The organism is Micromonospora sp. NPDC050495 (assembly GCF_040655175.1).
Taxonomy (GTDB): domain Bacteria; phylum Actinomycetota; class Actinomycetes; order Mycobacteriales; family Micromonosporaceae; genus Micromonospora.
Window position 1 is genome coordinate 117539 of the sequence record NZ_JBFAJK010000003.1, and the last position, 16682, is coordinate 134220.

At 73.0% G+C, this 16682-nt stretch carries 14 protein-coding genes; 6 read left to right on the forward strand and 8 right to left on the reverse strand.

Annotated features, from left to right (window positions below; translation table 11 throughout):
* The first annotated feature begins 70 nt into the window (after positions 1 to 70).
* The 4 genes from AB0I11_RS05745 to AB0I11_RS05760 all read left to right on the forward strand — a co-directional run bounded on the left by AB0I11_RS05745 (position 71) and on the right by AB0I11_RS05760 (position 4093).
* Positions 71 to 1009, forward strand: a complete 939-nt coding sequence (locus AB0I11_RS05745; protein ID WP_357314026.1) for an ABC transporter permease — start codon at positions 71 to 73, stop codon at positions 1007 to 1009.
* A gap of 72 nt (positions 1010 to 1081) precedes the next feature.
* Positions 1082 to 2038 carry an ABC transporter permease gene (locus tag AB0I11_RS05750; RefSeq protein WP_357314029.1) on the forward strand — a complete coding sequence of 319 codons (957 nt, stop codon included), beginning with the start codon at positions 1082 to 1084 and terminating at the stop codon, positions 2036 to 2038.
* A gap of 5 nt (positions 2039 to 2043) precedes the next feature.
* On the forward strand, positions 2044 to 3081 hold the full coding sequence (locus tag AB0I11_RS05755; protein ID WP_357314032.1) for an ABC transporter ATP-binding protein: 1038 nt from the start codon (positions 2044 to 2046) through the stop codon (positions 3079 to 3081).
* Positions 3065 to 4093: a dipeptide ABC transporter ATP-binding protein gene (locus tag AB0I11_RS05760; RefSeq protein ID WP_357314034.1), complete on the forward strand. Its 1029-nt coding sequence runs from the start codon at positions 3065 to 3067 to the stop codon at positions 4091 to 4093. The genes AB0I11_RS05755 and AB0I11_RS05760 overlap by 17 nt, the downstream gene beginning before the upstream one ends.
* Positions 4094 to 4252: 159 nt before the next feature.
* On the opposite strand, the gene AB0I11_RS05765 is transcribed toward AB0I11_RS05760, so the two are convergent.
* From AB0I11_RS05765 to purN, 4 genes are all read right to left on the reverse strand, one after another.
* On the reverse strand, positions 4253 to 6886 hold the full coding sequence (locus AB0I11_RS05765) for a glycosyl hydrolase (RefSeq protein WP_357314036.1): 2634 nt from the start codon (positions 6884 to 6886) through the stop codon (positions 4253 to 4255).
* A 162-nt stretch (positions 6887 to 7048) separates the two neighbouring features.
* Positions 7049 to 7579 (reverse strand): hypothetical protein, encoded by a 531-nt coding sequence (locus tag AB0I11_RS05770; protein ID WP_357314039.1) that lies wholly within the window; start codon positions 7577 to 7579, stop codon positions 7049 to 7051.
* A gap of 256 nt (positions 7580 to 7835) precedes the next feature.
* Entirely contained in the window at positions 7836 to 9404 is a 1569-nt protein-coding gene (gene purH / locus AB0I11_RS05775; protein ID WP_357314041.1) for a bifunctional phosphoribosylaminoimidazolecarboxamide formyltransferase/IMP cyclohydrolase, read from the reverse strand.
* A complete protein-coding gene (purN, locus tag AB0I11_RS05780; RefSeq protein ID WP_357314043.1) occupies positions 9401 to 10021 on the reverse strand; it encodes a phosphoribosylglycinamide formyltransferase in 621 nt (206 codons plus the stop codon). Before purN ends, purH begins: the two co-directional genes overlap by 4 nt.
* A 242-nt stretch (positions 10022 to 10263) precedes the next feature.
* On the opposite strand from purN, the gene AB0I11_RS05785 reads away from it, so the two are divergent.
* Positions 10264 to 10854, forward strand: a complete 591-nt coding sequence (locus AB0I11_RS05785; protein WP_357314046.1) for a DUF4190 domain-containing protein — start codon at positions 10264 to 10266, stop codon at positions 10852 to 10854.
* 61 nt (positions 10855 to 10915) lie between these two features.
* On the opposite strand, the gene AB0I11_RS05790 is transcribed toward AB0I11_RS05785, so the two are convergent.
* Positions 10916 to 12214 (reverse strand): DUF6350 family protein, encoded by a 1299-nt coding sequence (locus tag AB0I11_RS05790; protein WP_357314048.1) that lies wholly within the window; start codon positions 12212 to 12214, stop codon positions 10916 to 10918.
* Positions 12215 to 12372: 158 nt separating this feature from the next.
* Here AB0I11_RS05790 and AB0I11_RS05795 point away from each other — a divergent pair, with 158 nt between their 5' ends.
* Positions 12373 to 12642 (forward strand): DUF4190 domain-containing protein, encoded by a 270-nt coding sequence (locus tag AB0I11_RS05795; RefSeq protein ID WP_357314052.1) that lies wholly within the window; start codon positions 12373 to 12375, stop codon positions 12640 to 12642.
* A 55-nt stretch (positions 12643 to 12697) separates the two neighbouring features.
* Here the strand turns inward: AB0I11_RS05795 and sucD are convergent, their stop codons facing one another.
* The 3 genes from sucD to AB0I11_RS05810 all read right to left on the reverse strand — a co-directional run bounded on the left by sucD (position 12698) and on the right by AB0I11_RS05810 (position 15515).
* Positions 12698 to 13585, reverse strand: coding sequence for a succinate--CoA ligase subunit alpha (gene sucD, locus AB0I11_RS05800; protein WP_357314055.1), 888 nt, complete (start codon positions 13583 to 13585; stop codon positions 12698 to 12700).
* A 2-nt stretch (positions 13586 to 13587) separates the two neighbouring features.
* On the reverse strand, positions 13588 to 14766 hold the full coding sequence (gene sucC, locus AB0I11_RS05805; RefSeq protein WP_357314057.1) for an ADP-forming succinate--CoA ligase subunit beta: 1179 nt from the start codon (positions 14764 to 14766) through the stop codon (positions 13588 to 13590).
* A 182-nt stretch (positions 14767 to 14948) separates the two neighbouring features.
* Positions 14949 to 15515: a hypothetical protein gene (locus AB0I11_RS05810; protein WP_357314059.1), complete on the reverse strand. Its 567-nt coding sequence runs from the start codon at positions 15513 to 15515 to the stop codon at positions 14949 to 14951.
* Between the last annotated feature and the right edge of the window lie 1167 nt (positions 15516 to 16682).

The window sequence follows — 16682 nt, forward strand, 5'->3', positions numbered from 1 at the left end:
GGCTAATTTCCGGTACACCAGAGATGTCATCCTGCGCCCCTTTCGCGCTATTCCGGAGAGACTGGCAAGCATGTTCCGCTTCATCCTGCGGCGCCTCCTGCAGATGGTCCTCGCGTTCTTCGGGACCACGCTGATCGTCTACGCGCTGATGTTCGCCGGGCAGGGCGACCCGATCCAGGCCCTCGCCGGGGAGCGCCCGGTGACCGCGGCCCAGCGGGCATATCTCACGGAGAAGTACCACCTGGACGCCACCGGCGTCGGCGGCTTCTTCTACCGCTACTTCGACTACGTCAAGAACCTGCTCCAGGGCGATCTGGGCCAGTCGCTCACCGGCCGGCAGATCGGCGACATCCTCCAGCAGGCCTGGCCGGTCACCGTCCGGCTGGCGCTCATCGCGCTCGCCGTGGCCATCCTCTTCGGCGTCACGGCCGGCGTGATCGCCGGTATCCGCCGGGCGAGCATCTTCGACAACTCGACGCTGGTGCTCACCCTGCTGGTGCTGGGCATCCCGACCATCGTCCTGGCCCCGCTCGCGCAGTACTTCCTCGGCGTCAAGTGGCAGCTCTTCCCGCCCACCGCCGGGGCCCAACCGAGCCTCTACGCGCTGCTGCTGCCCGGCATCGTGCTCGGCTCCCTGTCGCTGGCCACCGCCCTGCGGCTGACCCGCACCTCGGTGGCGGAGAACCTGCGCGCCGACTACGTCCGGACCGCCCGGTCGAAGGGCCTGGTCAAGCGGCGGATCGTCAGCGTGCACGTGCTGCGCAACTCGCTCATCCCGGTGATCACCTTCCTCGGCGTCGAGCTGGGCAACCTGATGAGCGGCGCGATCATCACCGAGGGCGTGTTCAACATCCCCGGCGTCGGCTTCAACCTGTTCCGCGGCATCCGCACCGAAGACGGCCCGCTGGTGGTCGGCATCGTCAGCGTGCTCGTCGTGGTCTACCTGATCTCCAACCTGGTGGTGGACGTCCTGTACGCCGTACTCGATCCGAGGATCCGCTATGAGTGAGCGCAGCGAACGAATCAACAACGCGGTGTGCCGGACCGCTCGTGGCCGCGCCGAGCGGAACGAGGTGCGGGCATGAGCGATTTCGAGACCGTGGCGGCCACGGAGAACCAGGCCGCGCGGCGCGGCGTCTCCGGCGAGCCCGGCACGCCCAACCAGGTCGGCGCCCCGCAGAAGCCGCGCAGCCTGGCCGGCGACGCCTGGCGGGACCTGCGCCGCAACCCGATCTTCTGGATCAGCCTGGGCCTGGTCGTGCTCTTCACCGCGATGGCCGCCGTGCCGTCGCTGTTCACCGGCAACGACCCGCGTGACTGCCTGCTCTCCCGGCAGCACGCCGGGCCGTCCGGCGCGGCCATCCTCGGGTACGACTTCCAGGGCTGCGACGTCTACGCCCGGGCGGTCTACGGCACCCGGGCCTCGCTGCTGGTCGGTGCGATCGCCGCGCTGGCCACCGGCGTGATCGCGCTGCTGGTCGGCATGCTCGCCGGCTACTTCGGCGGCTGGGTGGACGCGGTGCTCTCCCGCGTGATCGACATCGTGCTCGGCATCCCGCTGCTGCTCGCCGCGATCGTGCTGCTCAAGCGGGTCAGCACCAGCAGCGACAACGTCCGGCTGTTCGCGGTGATCTTCGTACTGGCGGTACTCGGCTGGACCACCGCGGCCCGGGTGGTCCGCTCCTCGGTGATCACCGCCAAGGAGCAGGACTACGTGGCCGCGGCCCGGATGCTCGGCGCCGGCAACGGCCGGATCATGTGGCGGCACATCCTGCCGAACGCGCTCGCCCCGGCGATCGTGGTGCTCACCATCGCGCTCGGCTCGTTCATCGCGGCCGAGGCGACCCTGAGCTTCCTCGGCATCGGCCTGAAGGCCCCGACCATCTCCTGGGGCCAGGACATCGACACCGGCCGCATCCACATGCGGGAGTCGGCGACCCCGCTGATCGTCCCCTCGGCCTTCCTCGCGCTGACCGTGCTCGCCTTCATCATGCTGGGCGACGCGATCCGCGACGCCTTCGACCCGAAGCTGCGGTGAACCTGATGACTGAGTCCGCGGTCCGGCCCACGCCGGCCTCCCCCACCCCGCCCGGCGGCCACCTGCTCGACGTACGGGACCTGCACATCGAGTTCCGCACCCGGGAGGGCGTGGCCAAGGTGATCAACGGGGTGTCGTACCACCTCGACGCGGGCGAGACCCTGGCCGTGCTCGGCGAGTCCGGCTCCGGCAAGTCGGTGACCGCCCAGGCGATCATGGGCATCCTGGACACTCCGCCGGCGCACATCACCGCCGGTCAGATCCTCTACCAGGGCCAGGACCTGCTGACCCGGTCCGAGGAGCAGCGCCGGCAGGTACGCGGCAAGGAGATCGCGATGATCTTCCAGGACGCGCTGTCGGCGTTGAACCCGGTCTTCCCGGTCGGCTGGCAGATCGGCGAGACGCTGCGCCAGCGCGAGGGGATGTCCCGGGCCGACGCCCGCCGCCGGGCGGTCGAGCTGATGGACCTGGTGAAGATCCCGGCCGCGGCGAAGCGGCTCGGCGACTACCCGCACCAGTTCTCCGGCGGCATGCGCCAACGCGTGATGATCGCGATGGCGCTCGCCCTGAACCCGAAGGTGCTGATCGCCGACGAGCCCACCACGGCGCTCGACGTCACCGTGCAGGCCCAGATCATGGACCTGCTGGCCGACCTGCGCCGCGACCTCGACATGGCGATGATCCTGATCACCCACGACCTCGGCGTGGTGGCCGGCGTGGCGGACCGGATCGCGGTCATGTACGCCGGCCGGATCGTCGAGCACGCCGACGTGCGCTCGCTGTACCGGGCGCCGGCGCACCCGTACACCAAGGGTCTGCTGGAGTCGATCCCGCGGCTGGACGTCCGCGGCCAGGCGCTCGCCACGATCAAGGGGCTGCCGCCGAACCTCATGCGGATCCCCTCCGGCTGCCCGTTCCACCCCCGGTGCCCGTACGCGCAGCAGGTCTGCGTGGACGAGGTGCCGCACGACCTGGTCCTCGGCGACGGCCGGACCAGCGCGTGCCACTTCGCCCAGGAGGTCCGCGATGACAGCGCCCGCTAGCCCGACCAAGGTCCGCGGCGATACGATCCTCTCCGTCGACAACCTGCACAAGCACTTCCCGATCAGCCAGGGGGTGCTGTTCAAGAAGCAGATCGGCGCGGTGAAGGCCGTCGACGGGGTCAGCTTCGAACTGCGCCGCGGCGAGACCCTCGGCGTGGTCGGCGAGTCCGGTTGCGGCAAGTCCACCCTGGCCCGGCTGCTCATGCGGCTGGAGACGCCGACCGCCGGCCGGGCCACCCTGGAGGGGCGGGACCTGTTCAAGGCCTCCGGCTCCGAGCTGCGCCGGCTGCGCCGGAACATGCAGATGGTGATGCAGGACCCGTACACCTCGCTCAACCCGCGGATGACGGTCGGCGACATCATCGGCGAGCCGTTCGACATCCACCCCGACGCGGCCCCGAAGGGCAGCAAGCGGGGGCGGGTGCAGGAACTGCTGGACGTGGTCGGGCTCAACCCCGAGCACATCAACCGCTACCCGCACCAGTTCTCCGGCGGCCAGCGGCAGCGCATCGGCATCGCCCGGGCGCTGGCCCTGCGGCCCGAGATCATCGTCTGTGACGAGCCGGTGTCCGCCCTGGACGTCTCCATCCAGGCCCAGGTGATCAACCTGCTCGAGCAGCTCCAGGACGAGTTCGGGTTGTCGTACATCTTCATCGCCCACGACCTGTCGGTGGTCCGGCACATCTCCGACCGGGTCGCCGTGATGTACCTCGGCAAGATCGTGGAGATCGGCACCGAGGACGAGATCTACGAGCGGGCCACCCACCCGTACACCCAGGCGCTGCTCTCGGCGGTGCCGGTGCCCGACCCGGACGCCCGGACGGACCGGAACATCATCCGGCTCACCGGCGACGTGCCGAGCCCGGCCGACCCGCCGTCGGGCTGCCGGTTCCGGACCCGCTGCTGGAAGGCGCAGGAGGTCTGCGCCACCCAGGAGCCGCACACGGTGCTGCGGGCGGCCGACCCGCACCCGTCGGCCTGCCACTTCGCCGAGGTGCGCCCGGCCGGCTGAGCCCCGTCGCCCTCGCGGCGGCCCGGCCCCGGCGGGGGCCGTAAGGCAGCCGCCGCCGGTTCCGGGCCGGGCACGACGAAGGACCCGTCCGGAACGGGACGGGTCCTTCTGCCGCCCGGTCCGGCCCGGATCGGGAGCCGGGCCGGACCGGACGACGGCTCAGAGCTGGGCGAGGTCGAACGCCCAGATCCCGCGACCGTGGGTCGCCACGTAGACCGAGTTGTCCGCCGCGTTGTACTCGACGTCCATGCCGACGGTCAGCGGCAGGCCGGTGCCGAGCCGCTGCCAGTCGGTGGCGCCGGGCGCGCGGTAGAACGTGGCCAGGTCGGTGGCGAGCACCAGAGCGCCGTTCGACAGCTCCTTGATCGAGCTGGCCGGCACGTCCGGCAGGTTCGCCGAGACGTCCTTCCAGGTCGCACCCGCGTCGGTGGTCTCGAAGACGTGCCCGACGCCGGCGCCCGGCCCCTCGGTGAACCGGCGGGAGAAGCCGTTGACCGCGAGGTAGGCGTGCGCCGGGTTGGCCGGGTCGATCCCGGCGCCCTGCAGGAACCGGTTCGGGAAGTCACCCGGCAGGGTGACCTGGTGCCAGCTGGCCGGGTCGTTCACCTTGCCGACCGCGAGCCCTCGGGCGAACCCGGCGTTGTTGCACGGGCCGCACCAGCCGACGTACGCCGTCCCGCCGGAGACCGCGACGGAGGTGGCGGTGTGTCCGGCGCCCAGGTCGAACACGTTGGTCCAGCCCTTGCCGTCCTGGATGGCGTAGCCCTTGGTGTTCACCCAGACGTGCTGGCCACCGGCGACCCAGACCTTCGCGTCGTGGTCGTCGGGGGCGAACGGCGCGATGAACCGGGCCAACTCGTCGCCCGGACGGGAGGTGTACGGCTGGATGTCCCGCGAGGTGGAGTCCGCCAGCGTGCCGGAGCCGGTGTTGGCGTTGCAGTTCTCGGTCACCCGCATGGCCAGGTTGGTGTACTCCTGGACCTGCCGGCAGCCGTTCGCCGGGTCGGCCTGCGAGTCGCCGCCGTCACCGCCGAAGTGCGAGCCCATCACCGTGTCACCGGGGCGCAGGATCGAGGTGCCGTTGTCCTGCAGGCCACCGGAGACGATGGTGCCGGCCTTCGCCGGGTCCCTGCCCAGCGCCACCGAGTAGTACTGGAGGGCGTCGATGGTGCCGTCGTTCAAACTCTGCCAGTCGGTGGCGTGCCCGTCCTTGTCGGTCCTGCCGTTGATCGGCCGGCGGTACACACCGCCGTCGTTGCCGACGTAGACGAAGCCGTTGCCGACCGCCACCGAGTGCTGGTCGGAGTGGGTGGTCTTGTGGCAGGTGTTCTGCGCGTCGTGGATGTTCCAGCAGGAGAAGTTGAAGTTCCAGTACGGACCGATGGTCTTCCAGTTGGCGCCGGCGTCGGTGGACTCGTAGACCTCCTCCAGACCCGCCCAGACGTGGTTCGGGTTGGCCGGGTCCACCGCCAGGAACTGGTTGTACCAGGCCTGGATGCCCGGGCCGTAGCCCTTGCCGATCACGGTCTGCTTGAGCGCGGAGCCGGAGTTGCCCAGCTTCGACGAGTCGGCGATCTTGTTCCACGGGCCGGCCGGGTTGCCGGTGTTGGAGACGTAGATGCCGTCCAGGTAGCTGTTGACGTTGCCGGCCGGCTTGTTGAGCAGCCGCGGCGACTGGTTGATCGCGTAGAGCTTCCCGCCGTCGGCGGAGAAGGCGAACGTCACGTAGCCGATGTCGTCGGCCGGCATGGCGCCGGTCGGGTTGACCTTCGTCCAGCCGCCGGCCGTGTAGTCGGCGGTCTCGTAGAAGCCGTTGTAGGTGTCGCCGGAGCGCCAGGCCGAGGCGACCACCACGTGCTTCGGGTTGCGCGGGTCCTGGGCCACGTCGTTGACGATGTTCTTGTACGCGGCGTTCGCGTCGCCCGCGTCGGCCCCGCCCGGCAGGTAGCCGGGGTTCGGCGCGAACTCCTGTTTCCACGCGCCGGACGTGCTGCTCATCGGGTGCGAGAAGAGGCCCCGGTTGGTGGCGACCCAGACCTTGCCGTCGAAGAAGCGCAGCTTGTTGATGACCGTGCTCTCCAACTCGGTCCCGCCGACCCGGTCGGTCGGCTTGAACGCGCCCGACTTCGGGTTGGCCAGCCGGTACACGCCGGCACCGACGTACGAGGTGCCGCCGGTGTTCCCCTCGCCGGTGGCGTACCAGAGCGAACCGTCGCCGGCGAGCACGATGTCGCCGCTGGAGAGCGTGGGCAGCGCGTCCGTGATCGGCGTCCAGCTCCGGCCGCCGATCGAGGAGCGCCACACGCCGCCGTCCGCGCCGGCCGCGTAGACGTAACCGCTGTTGTCCGAGGCCAGGCCGGTGATCCGGCCGGTGACCAGGCCGGCGCCCCCGGAGGAGTTCGACGCGTAGTCGCGGTAGCGGGGGTCGTCGCCGTCGTACTTGATCTTGGTGACCTCGCGCCAGCTGCCGCCGGTCCTGGCGAGCCCGTTGAGCTGGCTCAGCGCGTTCGAGTACGCGCCGGGCGACACGATGCCCGGGGCGTACCGAGCCTGGGCGAACTGCTCGGCGATGGTGCGGGCCTCGAAGGCCTCCTCGCCGGCCTCCTCGGACGACTCGCCGGCCGCCATCTCCATGAACTCCCTGGGATGCCAGGGCATGTTGGCGCCCGGCTCCTCGGCCAGGCCGAGGGCTTCCCGCACCTCGTGGTTGGTGGCGACGACGCCACCGAGCGCGGCGGTGAGCACCAGCGCGCCCGCGATGGTCGCCGGCTTACGCCAGCGGAACTTGGACATGTGAATCCTCCGGGATTCAAGGGATCCGGGGCGGATGGCCCGGGTGGAAACCGGGGCGGCCGATCGGCGCCCACGGTGCGTTCGTGATCGGACGGACACCGTCCGCTGTCGACCCGGCGCGCGGCGAAGACCGCCGGCCGCGGCGGGCAGGGTGGCGAGAGGTCAGCCGACGGCCGGCGGAGCCCGACCGGAGAGGGTGCCGCGCGGCGGCAGCGGCAGGGCCGGCTGCCGGTAGCGGATCGCGGCGACCGTCTCGGCGGGCGTGCCGTCGACGCGCACGGGCGCCGCGAGGAGGAGGTCGTCCGGTCCGTCGGATTCGACGCCGGCGCGGTGGTCACCACCGGCTCCGCCGAGGAACTCCGTCCACCGCACCGGCGGAGCGTCGGAAGGCGTGCGGCACGCGTCGACGGCTCGGGGGTCGCCGGGGAGCGGGGTGGGACGGTCCGGCAGGGAGACCGGTGTGTCGACGACGACTCCACGTCGTGGCGCGGCGTCGGACACGCCGAGCGGGAGTCGTCGCCCGGTCCGTCCGTCCGGAAGAAGAACGGACGGGCCGTCGTGGACGATCGACCGGTGCGCGGCGGTGACCACCGCGCCGGGATCAGGGGTCCCCTCCACAGCGGGCGCGCCGAGGCCGGCCAGGACGAACGCCAGCGCGGCCACGGCGGCGGTCAGCCGGTCCAACACGCGCATGGGCACACCTGGGGGAGGGCGAGCCGCTCGGGCGGGCGGCGCGGGGCCGGCCGACGGGAGCAGGGCGACGGAGAGAACGGGGAGGGTCAATCGCTTGCTGCGGGACAACGCTAGCAACAACTTTCGCAACCCGACAATGGGCGACCGTCGTACTTTCGGCTGGTCAGCCTCGCACTCGTGACATCGCTCCGACAAGGAGCGTCAACACATGAAACAGGGGCGCGGCCGGGTCGGCCGCGCCCCTGTCGTCGAGCTGTCAGTGGAAGAAGTGCCGGGTGCCGGTGAGGTACAACGTGACCCCGGCCTCCTTGCACGCCGCGATCGTCTCCTCGTCCCGGATCGAGCCGCCGGGCTGCACGATCGCCCGGACGCCGGCCTCGATGAGGATCGCCGGACCGTCGGCGAACGGGAAGAACGCGTCCGAGGCGCAGACCGAGCCGCGGGCCCGGTCGGCGCCGGCCCGGCTCACCGCGAGCCGCGCCGAGTCCACCCGGTTGACCTGTCCCATCCCGACGCCGACGGTGGCGCCGTCACGGGCCAGCAGGATGGCGTTGCTCTTCACCGCGCGGACCGCCCGCCAGGCGAACGCGAGATCGCGCAGGGTCGCCTCGTCGGCCGCCGTACCAGTGGCCAGCGTCCAGGTGGCCGGGTCGTCGCCCGCCGCGTCGATGGCGTCCCGCCGCTGCACCAGCACCCCGCCGCTGACCTGCCGCCACTCGGTCGCCGCCGGCGTGAAGGAGGGCGCCCGCAGCAGCCGGATGTTCTTCTTCGCCTGGAGGATCTCCACCGCGCCCTCGTCGAAGCCCGGCGCCACCAGCACCTCGGTGAAGATCTCCGCGACCTGGCGGGCCAGCTCCACGCTGACCGGCCGGTTCACCGCGATCACCCCGCCGTACGCGGAGACCGGGTCGCAGGCGTGCGCCTTGCGGTGCGCCTCGGCCACGTCCGCGCCGACCGCGATGCCGCACGGGTTGGCGTGCTTGATGACGGCCACCGCCGGCTGCTCCGGGAAGTCGTGCGCGGCCCGCCAGGCAGCGTCGGCGTCCACGTAGTTGTTGTAGGACATCTCCTTGCCGTGCAGCTGCTCGGCCTGCGCGAGACCCGCCGGGCCGGCCGGGTCGGCGTAGAGGGCCGCCGCCTGGTGCGGGTTCTCCCCGTAGCGCAGCACCGCCTGGCGGCGCAGGGCCAGCCCGGCGAAACGCGGCGGCCAGTCGGCGTCCGCCGGGTCCTGGGCGAACCACTCGGCCACGGCCACGTCGTACTCGGCGATGTCGGCGAACGCGCGGGCCGCCAGCGCCCGCCGCTGGGCCGGCGTGAAGCCGCCCTCGGCGAGGGCGTCGAGCAGCGCCGGGTACGCCGCCGGGTCGGTCACCACGGCCACCGAGGCGTGGTTCTTCGCCGCGGCCCGGACCATCGCCGGCCCACCGATGTCGATCTGCTCGACGCACTCGTCCCGGCTGGCGCCGGAGGCGACCGTGGCCTGGAACGGGTAGAGGTTGGACACCAGCAGGTCGATGCCGGCGATGCCGTGCTCGTCGAGCTGGGCGGCGTGCGCGTCCTTGCGCAGGTCGGCGAGGAGACCACCGTGGATCTTCGGGTGCAGCGTCTTCACCCGGCCGTCGAGGATCTCCGGGAAGCCGGTCACCTGCTCCACCGGCGTCACCGGCACGCCCGCGCCCGCGATCGTCGCGGCGGTGCTGCCGGTGGAGACGATCTCCACCCCCGCCTGGTGCAGGGCGCCGGCCAGCTCGACCAGGCCGGTCTTGTCGTAGACGCTGACCAGTGCCCGCCGGATCGGGCGCCGGACGTCCTCAGTCGTGCTCACGGAACAGTGACCTTTCTGCCGGTGATCGTCCAACCGTCACGGACCAGCCGACCGACCTGCTCGACGAGCTGGCGCCGCTCGGCGGACTTGATGCGCTCGGTGAGCGTCTCCTCGTCGTCGTCGTCCAGCACCGGGACGGCGACCTGGGCGACGATCGGGCCGGTGTCCATCCCGGCGTCGACGAAGAACAGGGTGGCCCCGGTGACCTTCACGCCGTACTCGAGCGCGTCCCGGGGGCCGTGGATGCCGGGGAACGCCGGCAGCAGGGTGTTGTGCGTGTTGAGGTAGCGGTCGCCGAACGCGCCCAGGAAGTGCGGGCCGACCAGCTTGAGGAAACCCGCACTGATCACCAGGTCCGGCTCGTGCTCGGCGACCCGGGCGGTCAGCGCCTTGTCCCAGTCCTCCCGGGACGGATGGTCCTTGAGCCGCTCGACGAAGGAGGGCACCCCGGCCGCCGCGGCCCGGTCCAGACCGGCGATCCCGTCCCGGTCGGCGCCGACGGCGACGACCCGCGCCCCGTAGCCGGGGTCGGCGGTGGCGTCCAGCAGGGCCTGGAGGTTGCTGCCGGAACCGGAGACGAGGACGACGAGGCGGGCGACGGACGCGGGCTCGGTCACCGGGCAACCCTATCGGGCCGGGCCGGCCGTCCAGCGTTCGGGCGCGGCATCGCGGCTGATCTCCCCGGTGGCGGCGACACGATACGCTGCCGACGCCCGGTGCCGGCGTACGCCCGGCCCGGCGTCGACATCGTGACCTTGGTCCCGGGCCCGTGTGTCGCGGTGTCCCGGTGCTGGGCGGAATGATGAGCGGCAGCGACCGACCATGGACCGTCGACCCCCAGTTTGAGGAGCAACCAGCAATGCAGCCCGGTTACCCCGGTCAGGACCCGTACGGCCAGCAGCAGCCCCACCAGGACCCGACCTCCCCGCAGTACGACCCGTACGCGCAGCCGCCGCAGGCCCCGCAGTACGGGCAGCAGCCGACCTCGGGTCAGCCCTACGGGCAGGACCCGTACGCGCAGCCGCCGCAGGCCCCGCAGTACGGCCAGCAGCCGACCTCGGGCCAGCCGTACGGCCAGCCCACCTCCGGCCAGCCCTACGGGCAGGACCCGTACGCCCAGCAGCAGCAGCCGTACGGCGCCGCCCCGCAGTACCCGGCGGCCGGCTACCCGACCGGGCAGGGGCAGAACAACAACACCCTCGGCCTGATCGGCATGATCGCCGGCATCGCGTCCATCGTGTTCGCGCTCTGCTGCACCCCGCTGGGCATCATCGGCGGCATCGCCGGCGTGGTGCTCGGCATCCTGGGCCAGAAGAAGGTCCAGCAGGGCCAGGCGACCAACGGGGGCCAGGCCAAGGCCGCGCTGATCTGCGGCGGCGTCGGCATCGTGCTCTCCATCATCAGCGCGGTCGCCGGCGCCGCGATCAACCTGAACAACATCGGCTCCTGAACCGGCCGAACGAAGGGGGCGTCCACCCGTGGGACGCCCCCTTCGCCGGATCCGCCGCCGGTCAGCGGGAGACAGTGGCGGTGCGGGTGAGCGCCCGGGTGGCGGCGGCGCCGAGCAGCGCGCCGGCGGCGACGACCAGGGTCGCCACCCCGGCCACCAGCCACGGCGCCGGGCCGATCTCGGCCAGCCGGCCGCCGCCGAGCGGCCCGCCGGAGAGCGCGGCGGCCGCGCCGAGCAGCAGCCCCGCGACCGGGCCGGCAAGCGCCGCCGAGGCGAGCAGCGGGGGCCAGCCGGGCAGCGTCCGCCCGTCGCCGGCGGCCCGCAGCAGCCGCCGGGCCAGCAGCCAGCCGGCGGCCATCCCGGCCAGCACGGGCACCGCGAGCAGCCCCACCCCGAGCCCGTCGACCGGGCCGCGCGGCAGGCCGGCGAGCAGCGGTACGGCCGGCAGCGCGCCCACCGACACCTCGCTGGTCCGCACGGCCGTGTCGGTGCCCATGGCGAAGCCGGGACCGAGCAGGTAACTGGCCGACCAGACCGTGGCGTTCGGCGCGTACGCCAGGCTGACCAGGGTGATCCCGGCCTGACCGGCCACCCCGGTCCGGTACGCCCCGATCATGTCCGCGGCGTCACCGCCGCCGGTCGCCACCGACAGCCCGGCCGCCCCGGCGCCGGCGCCGAGCAGCAGCAGCCCGGCCACCAACCCGGTCCGCACGCCGTTGCGCAGGGCGGGGGCGGCGCGGTGCGCCAGCAGCACCGACACCCCGGTGGTCCGGGCCGCACCGACCAGCGCGGCGAGCGCGCCGACCACGGCGCAGGTCACCCCGGCGCGGGACGGGGACACCCGCAGGCCACCGGCGCTCACGAGGACCGCGGCGAGGACGCCGAGCAGCGCGTACCCGATGCCGACCGCGACCGCGACGGTGAGCGCCTGCCGGACCGACCGGCCACCGCGGGCGCCGATGGCCCGGGTGACGTGCACCCCGGCCCGGGTGAGCCGCCAGACGGCGAGCGCGCTGAGCGCGAGCGGCGCCAGGCCCAGCGGACCGGCGGAGGTCTCCAGCGGCACCCCGTGCCCGAGCAGCCAGCCGGCCAGGCCGGCACGGGCCGCCCCGGCCAGCCCGCCGGCGTCCTCACTGAGCTGGGCCAGGCCGAGCACCAGGGCCACCGGCAGCCAGGACGTCACGGCCGCCCAGAGCGCCGCCACCCCGGCGGCGACCGGCAGCGGGGCCCGGCCACGCGGCGCCTCCCCGGACCGGGGCGCGGGCACCCGCGGCCCGCGCCCGTCACGGTCGGCGGGCCGGGCGTCGGCGGGTCGGGCATCGGCGGTACGGCGGGGCTGGTCAGGGGTGACGGGTGACATCGGCTCTACTCTGGCATGCCGGGGCGGTGCCGGCAGTCCGATACCGCCGTGGGGGCGACGGCGAGTTCCGTGATCCACGCTTTCCCGGCCTCGAATCCGGTTTAGCCTCGGGCCAGGACGCGACCTTCCGTCGCGGCACCGACCGCTCGGAGGAAGCCGTGAACGCTCCGTATCCGCCGCCGCCACCGCGACCGGCCGCCGGCCGGGACCGGACCACCCTCTGGGGCATCCTCGGGATCATCACCGGCCTGCTCTGCTGCGGCCTGCTGGGCATCGTCTTCGGCTACCTGTCGATCCGCGACGCCCGCCGGTTCGGCAAGTCCCAACTGCTCGGCTGGCTGGCCATCGCGTTCGGCGTCATCAACATCATCGCCAGCGCCATCATCCGGGCCCGGGGCAGCTACTACTACCCGTACTGGTACCGGTAGGACGCGGAAGGGGGCCGACCGGGACGGTCGACCCCCTCGGCACGTCACGGACCGCTCAGCGGTTGGACATGATCTCCCGCATCAGCTTGGCGGTCTCGGTCGGGGTCTTGCCGACCTTCACGCCGACGGCCTCGAGCGCCGACTTCTTCGCGTCGGCGGTGCCCGCCGAGCCGGAGATGATCGCGCCCGCGTGGCCCATGGTCTTGCCGGGCGGGGCGGTGAAACCGGCGATGTAGCCGACCACCGGCTTGGTGACGTTGGCCTTGATGAACTCGGCCGCGCGCTCCTCGGCGTCGCCGCCGATCTCGCCGATCATCACGATCGCGTCGGTCTCCGGGTCGGCCTCGAACGCGGCCAGGGCGTCGATGTGGGTGGTCCCGATGATCGGGTCACCGCCGATGCCGACGCAGGTCGAGAAGCCGATGTCCCGCAGCTCGTACATCATCTGGTAGGTCAGCGTGCCGCTCTTGCTGACCAGGCCGATCCGGCCGGAGCCGGTGATGTCGGCCGGGATGATGCCGGCGTTGGAGGCGCCCGGCGAGGCGATGCCCGGGCAGTTCGGCCCGATGATCCGGGTCCGCTCCCCCTTGGCCACGTTGTACGCCCAGAACGCGGCGGTGTCGTGCACCGGCACGCCCTCGGTGATCACCACGGCCAGGTCGATCCCGGCGTCGATCGCCTCGACGACCGCGGCCTTGGTGAACTGCGGCGGCACGAAGATGACCGTGACGTCCGCCCCGGTCTCCTTCATGGCGTCGGCCACGGTCGCGAAGACCGGCAGCTCGGTGCCGTCGAAGTCGACGGTCTGCCCCGCCTTACGCGGGTTGGTGCCGCCGACGATGTTGGTGCCGGCGGCCAGCATCCGCCGGGTGTGCTTGGAACCCTCGGAGCCGGTCATCCCCTGCACGATGACCTTGGAGTCCTTGGTCAGCCAGATTGCCATTGTCAGACCCCCGCAGCGGCCAGCTCGGCGGCCCGCTCGGCCGCGCCATCCATGGTGTCGACCCGCTCGATCAGCGGGTTGTTCGCGCCGTCGAGGATCGCCCGACCGGCCTCGGCGTTGTTGCCGTCGAGCCGGACGACGAGCGGCTTGGTGACCTGCTCGCCCCGCTGCTCGAGCAGGGCCAGCGCCTGCACGATGCCGTTGGCGACCGCGTCGCAGGCGGTGATGCCGCCGAAGACGTTGACGAAGACGCTCTTCACCGACGGGTCGGAGAGGACGATCTCCAGGCCGTTCGCCATCACCGCGGCGCTCGCGCCGCCGCCGATGTCGAGGAAGTTGGCCGGCTTCACGCCGCCGTGCCGCTCGCCCGCGTACGCCACCACGTCGAGGGTGGACATGACCAGGCCCGCGCCGTTGCCGATGATGCCGACGGCGCCGTCGAGCTTGACGTAGTTGAGGTCCTTCTCCTTGGCGGCCTGCTCCAGCGGGTCCACCGCGGCCTGGTCGACCAGGGCCTCGTGGTCCGGGTGCCGGAACGCGGCGTTCTCGTCCAGGGTGACCTTGGCGTCCAGCAGCAGCAGCTTGCCGTCCTTGGTCGTGGCCAGCGGGTTCACCTCGACCAGCGTGGCGTCCTCGGCGACGAACGCCTGCCACAGCTTGACCGCGACCTCGACGACCTGGTCGGCGACCTCGGCCGGGAAACCGGCCGCGCTCACGATCTCGCGCGCCTTCGCCTCGTCCACGCCCGTGTTGGCGTCGATCGGGGCCTTGACGACCTTCTCGGGGGTCGCCGCGGCGACCTGCTCGATGTCCATGCCGCCGGCCACGCTGGCGATGCAGAGGAAGGTGCGGTTCGCCCGGTCGAGCAGGTACGAGAAGTAGTACTCCTCGGCCACGTCCGCGGTCACGGTGATCATGACCTTGTGGACGGTGTGACCCTTGATGTCCATGCCGAGGATGTCGGTGGCCCGGGCCACCGTCTCCTCGGCGCCCTCGGCCAGCTTCACGCCGCCGGCCTTGCCGCGGCCACCGACCTTCACCTGCGCCTTGACGACCACCCGGCCGCCGAGGCGTTCGGCGATCGCGCGGGCCTCCTCCGGGGTCGTGGCGACGCCGCCGGCGAGCACGGGCAAGCCGTGCCGCTCGAACAGGTCCCGCCCCTGGTACTCGTACAGGTCCACGATTGCGCGTCCCGTCCCGTCTCCGCGGCGCGCCGTCGCGCCGCCACCAGCTTCGGAAAATCAGTTTGACGCCTGTCATCAGAAGAGACAGGTCATTTGCCGCAGCCTAACGAGATGGGAACCGGCGGCAACCGAGCGGGTGCGCGGTGTGCGGTAATGCACAACCGGCGGCGTCCGGGAGATCAGCCGACCCGGCAGCGGCCCGCCGCGTAGCCGACGACCGCTCGCATGATCTCCTCCTCCGGCCGGTCGGCGAAATTGATCGTCGCGGTGAAGCCGGTGCCGTAGAAGGCCTGTTGCAGGCCCGAGTCCAACGCCGTGAAGGCGCCCAGGCCGGCGGCGACCCGCGGGTCGCGCGGCTTGACGCAGAGCATCCGCTCCAGCGCCCACCGGCGCGGGTAGATGTGCTCGATCGCCGCCCACGGCAGCCAGATCGCCTGCCCCCGGGTCGGCCGGGTCTTGATCCACAGCCCGTGCGGCCCGACCGCGAGCACCGGGCCACCGGAGGTGATCATCCAGAGCTGGAAGCCGAGCAGCAGCGCGAACAGCAGCATGAACGCCGGGACGGCGAGCAGCACCAGCCGGTCGGCTTCGCCGCCGGAGACCGCCGCCCCGAGCGGGCAGCCCAGCATCAGGCCGATGAGCAGGGTCAGCACCCCGAAGAGCAGGGCCCGCTTGCCCACGCTCTGCCGGAGCACGAACGGCAGGTCCTCGGGGATCCGCCGGGTCGTCACCGCGGTCGGCCCCACCCCGCCCGGGTACGCCGCTGCGCCGGGGTACGACGGTGCGCCGGGGTGCGCCGGGCCGCCGGGGTACGACGGGCCGCCGGGGTACGACGGGCCGCCGGGGTGCGCCGGGCCGCCGGGGTACGTCGGTGCGCCGGGGTACCCGGGGCCGCCGGCGGGGTGCGCGGCTGCGCCGGGCTGGCCCGGCAGCGGCGGGCGGACCAGCCGGGCCGGCTGACCAGGGGGGCCGGGGTGCTGCGGCTGCGGCGCCCAGCCCTGGGGTGGTGCCGTCCAGCCCGGCGGCTGCGCCGGATACCCCGGCCCGGCGGGGTACTGCGCCGGCCCACCCGCGCTGCCGGGCTGTCCCGGCCAAACCGCGTTACGCGGCTGTGCCGGCCAAGCCGCGTTACCCGGCTGTGCCGGCCAACCCCCGCCGCCCGGCGGTGGCGACCAGCCCGGCGCGGACGTTGGCTGGCTCGCTCCGGGCGATGCCTGGGCCGGTAGCCCGGGCTGCCCCGGCGCGGACGTCGGCTGGCCCGCTCCGGGCGGCGCCTGGCCCGGCAGCCCGGACTGCCCCGGCGCGGACGTCGGCTGGCCCGCTCCGGACGGCGCCTGGCCCGGCAGCCCGGGCTGCCCCGGCTGCGCCGGCTGGCCCGGCGGCCCAGGGTGTGCCGGCCAGCCCGCACCGCCCGGCGGCTGCGGGACCTGGGCGGCCGGCTGTGACGGGACGGGTCCGGCCGGTTGCGGCGGGACAGCGCCGGCCGACTGCGGTGAGCCGTGACCCTCCGGTGGTGGCTGCGCCGCGCCGGCGGTCGGCGGCTCCCCCGGCTCCGGATTCGAGGCGGGGTGCGACGGCTGGGTCACGGCGGGCTCCCGGCAAGGTCGTCGAGTGCGGACGCGGTACGGGCAGCCACACCATACGATCCCCGCCCTCCGCGCCGCGGCCCCGCGGCCCCCGCGGCCCCCGCGCCCCCTCCCCGGCCGCCCCGGGCGTGCCCTGGCCCCGCTACCGGGTCGGAGAGCCGCGCCGCCCGCCGCGAAACGACAACATGCCGAGAATCGCGGTCTCCGCGCGTCGGGAAACACCAGATTGCCGCACCTTGCGCCCTGCGACGACCAACGCGGCGGGCAGCCCTGCGACCAACGCGGCGGGCGGCGCGGCGGCAACCCGGCGGGCGGCGCCTCAACGCC

Bases quoted from the DNA above. Each gene is read 5' to 3' on its own strand.
- AB0I11_RS05745 (WP_357314026.1), top strand. From the start codon at position 71: ATGTTCCGCTTCATCCTGCGGCGCCTCCTGCAGATGGTCCTCGCGTTC.
- AB0I11_RS05750 (WP_357314029.1), top strand. From the start codon at position 1,082: ATGAGCGATTTCGAGACCGTGGCGGCCACGGAGAACCAGGCCGCGCGG.
- AB0I11_RS05755 (WP_357314032.1), top strand. From the start codon at position 2,044: ATGACTGAGTCCGCGGTCCGGCCCACGCCGGCCTCCCCCACCCCGCCC.
- AB0I11_RS05760 (WP_357314034.1), top strand. From the start codon at position 3,065: ATGACAGCGCCCGCTAGCCCGACCAAGGTCCGCGGCGATACGATCCTC.
- AB0I11_RS05765 (WP_357314036.1), bottom strand. From the start codon at position 6,886: ATGTCCAAGTTCCGCTGGCGTAAGCCGGCGACCATCGCGGGCGCGCTG.
- AB0I11_RS05770 (WP_357314039.1), bottom strand. From the start codon at position 7,579: ATGCGCGTGTTGGACCGGCTGACCGCCGCCGTGGCCGCGCTGGCGTTC.
- AB0I11_RS05785 (WP_357314046.1), top strand. From the start codon at position 10,264: ATGCAGCCCGGTTACCCCGGTCAGGACCCGTACGGCCAGCAGCAGCCC.
- AB0I11_RS05790 (WP_357314048.1), bottom strand. From the start codon at position 12,214: ATGTCACCCGTCACCCCTGACCAGCCCCGCCGTACCGCCGATGCCCGA.
- sucD (WP_357314055.1), bottom strand. From the start codon at position 13,585: ATGGCAATCTGGCTGACCAAGGACTCCAAGGTCATCGTGCAGGGGATG.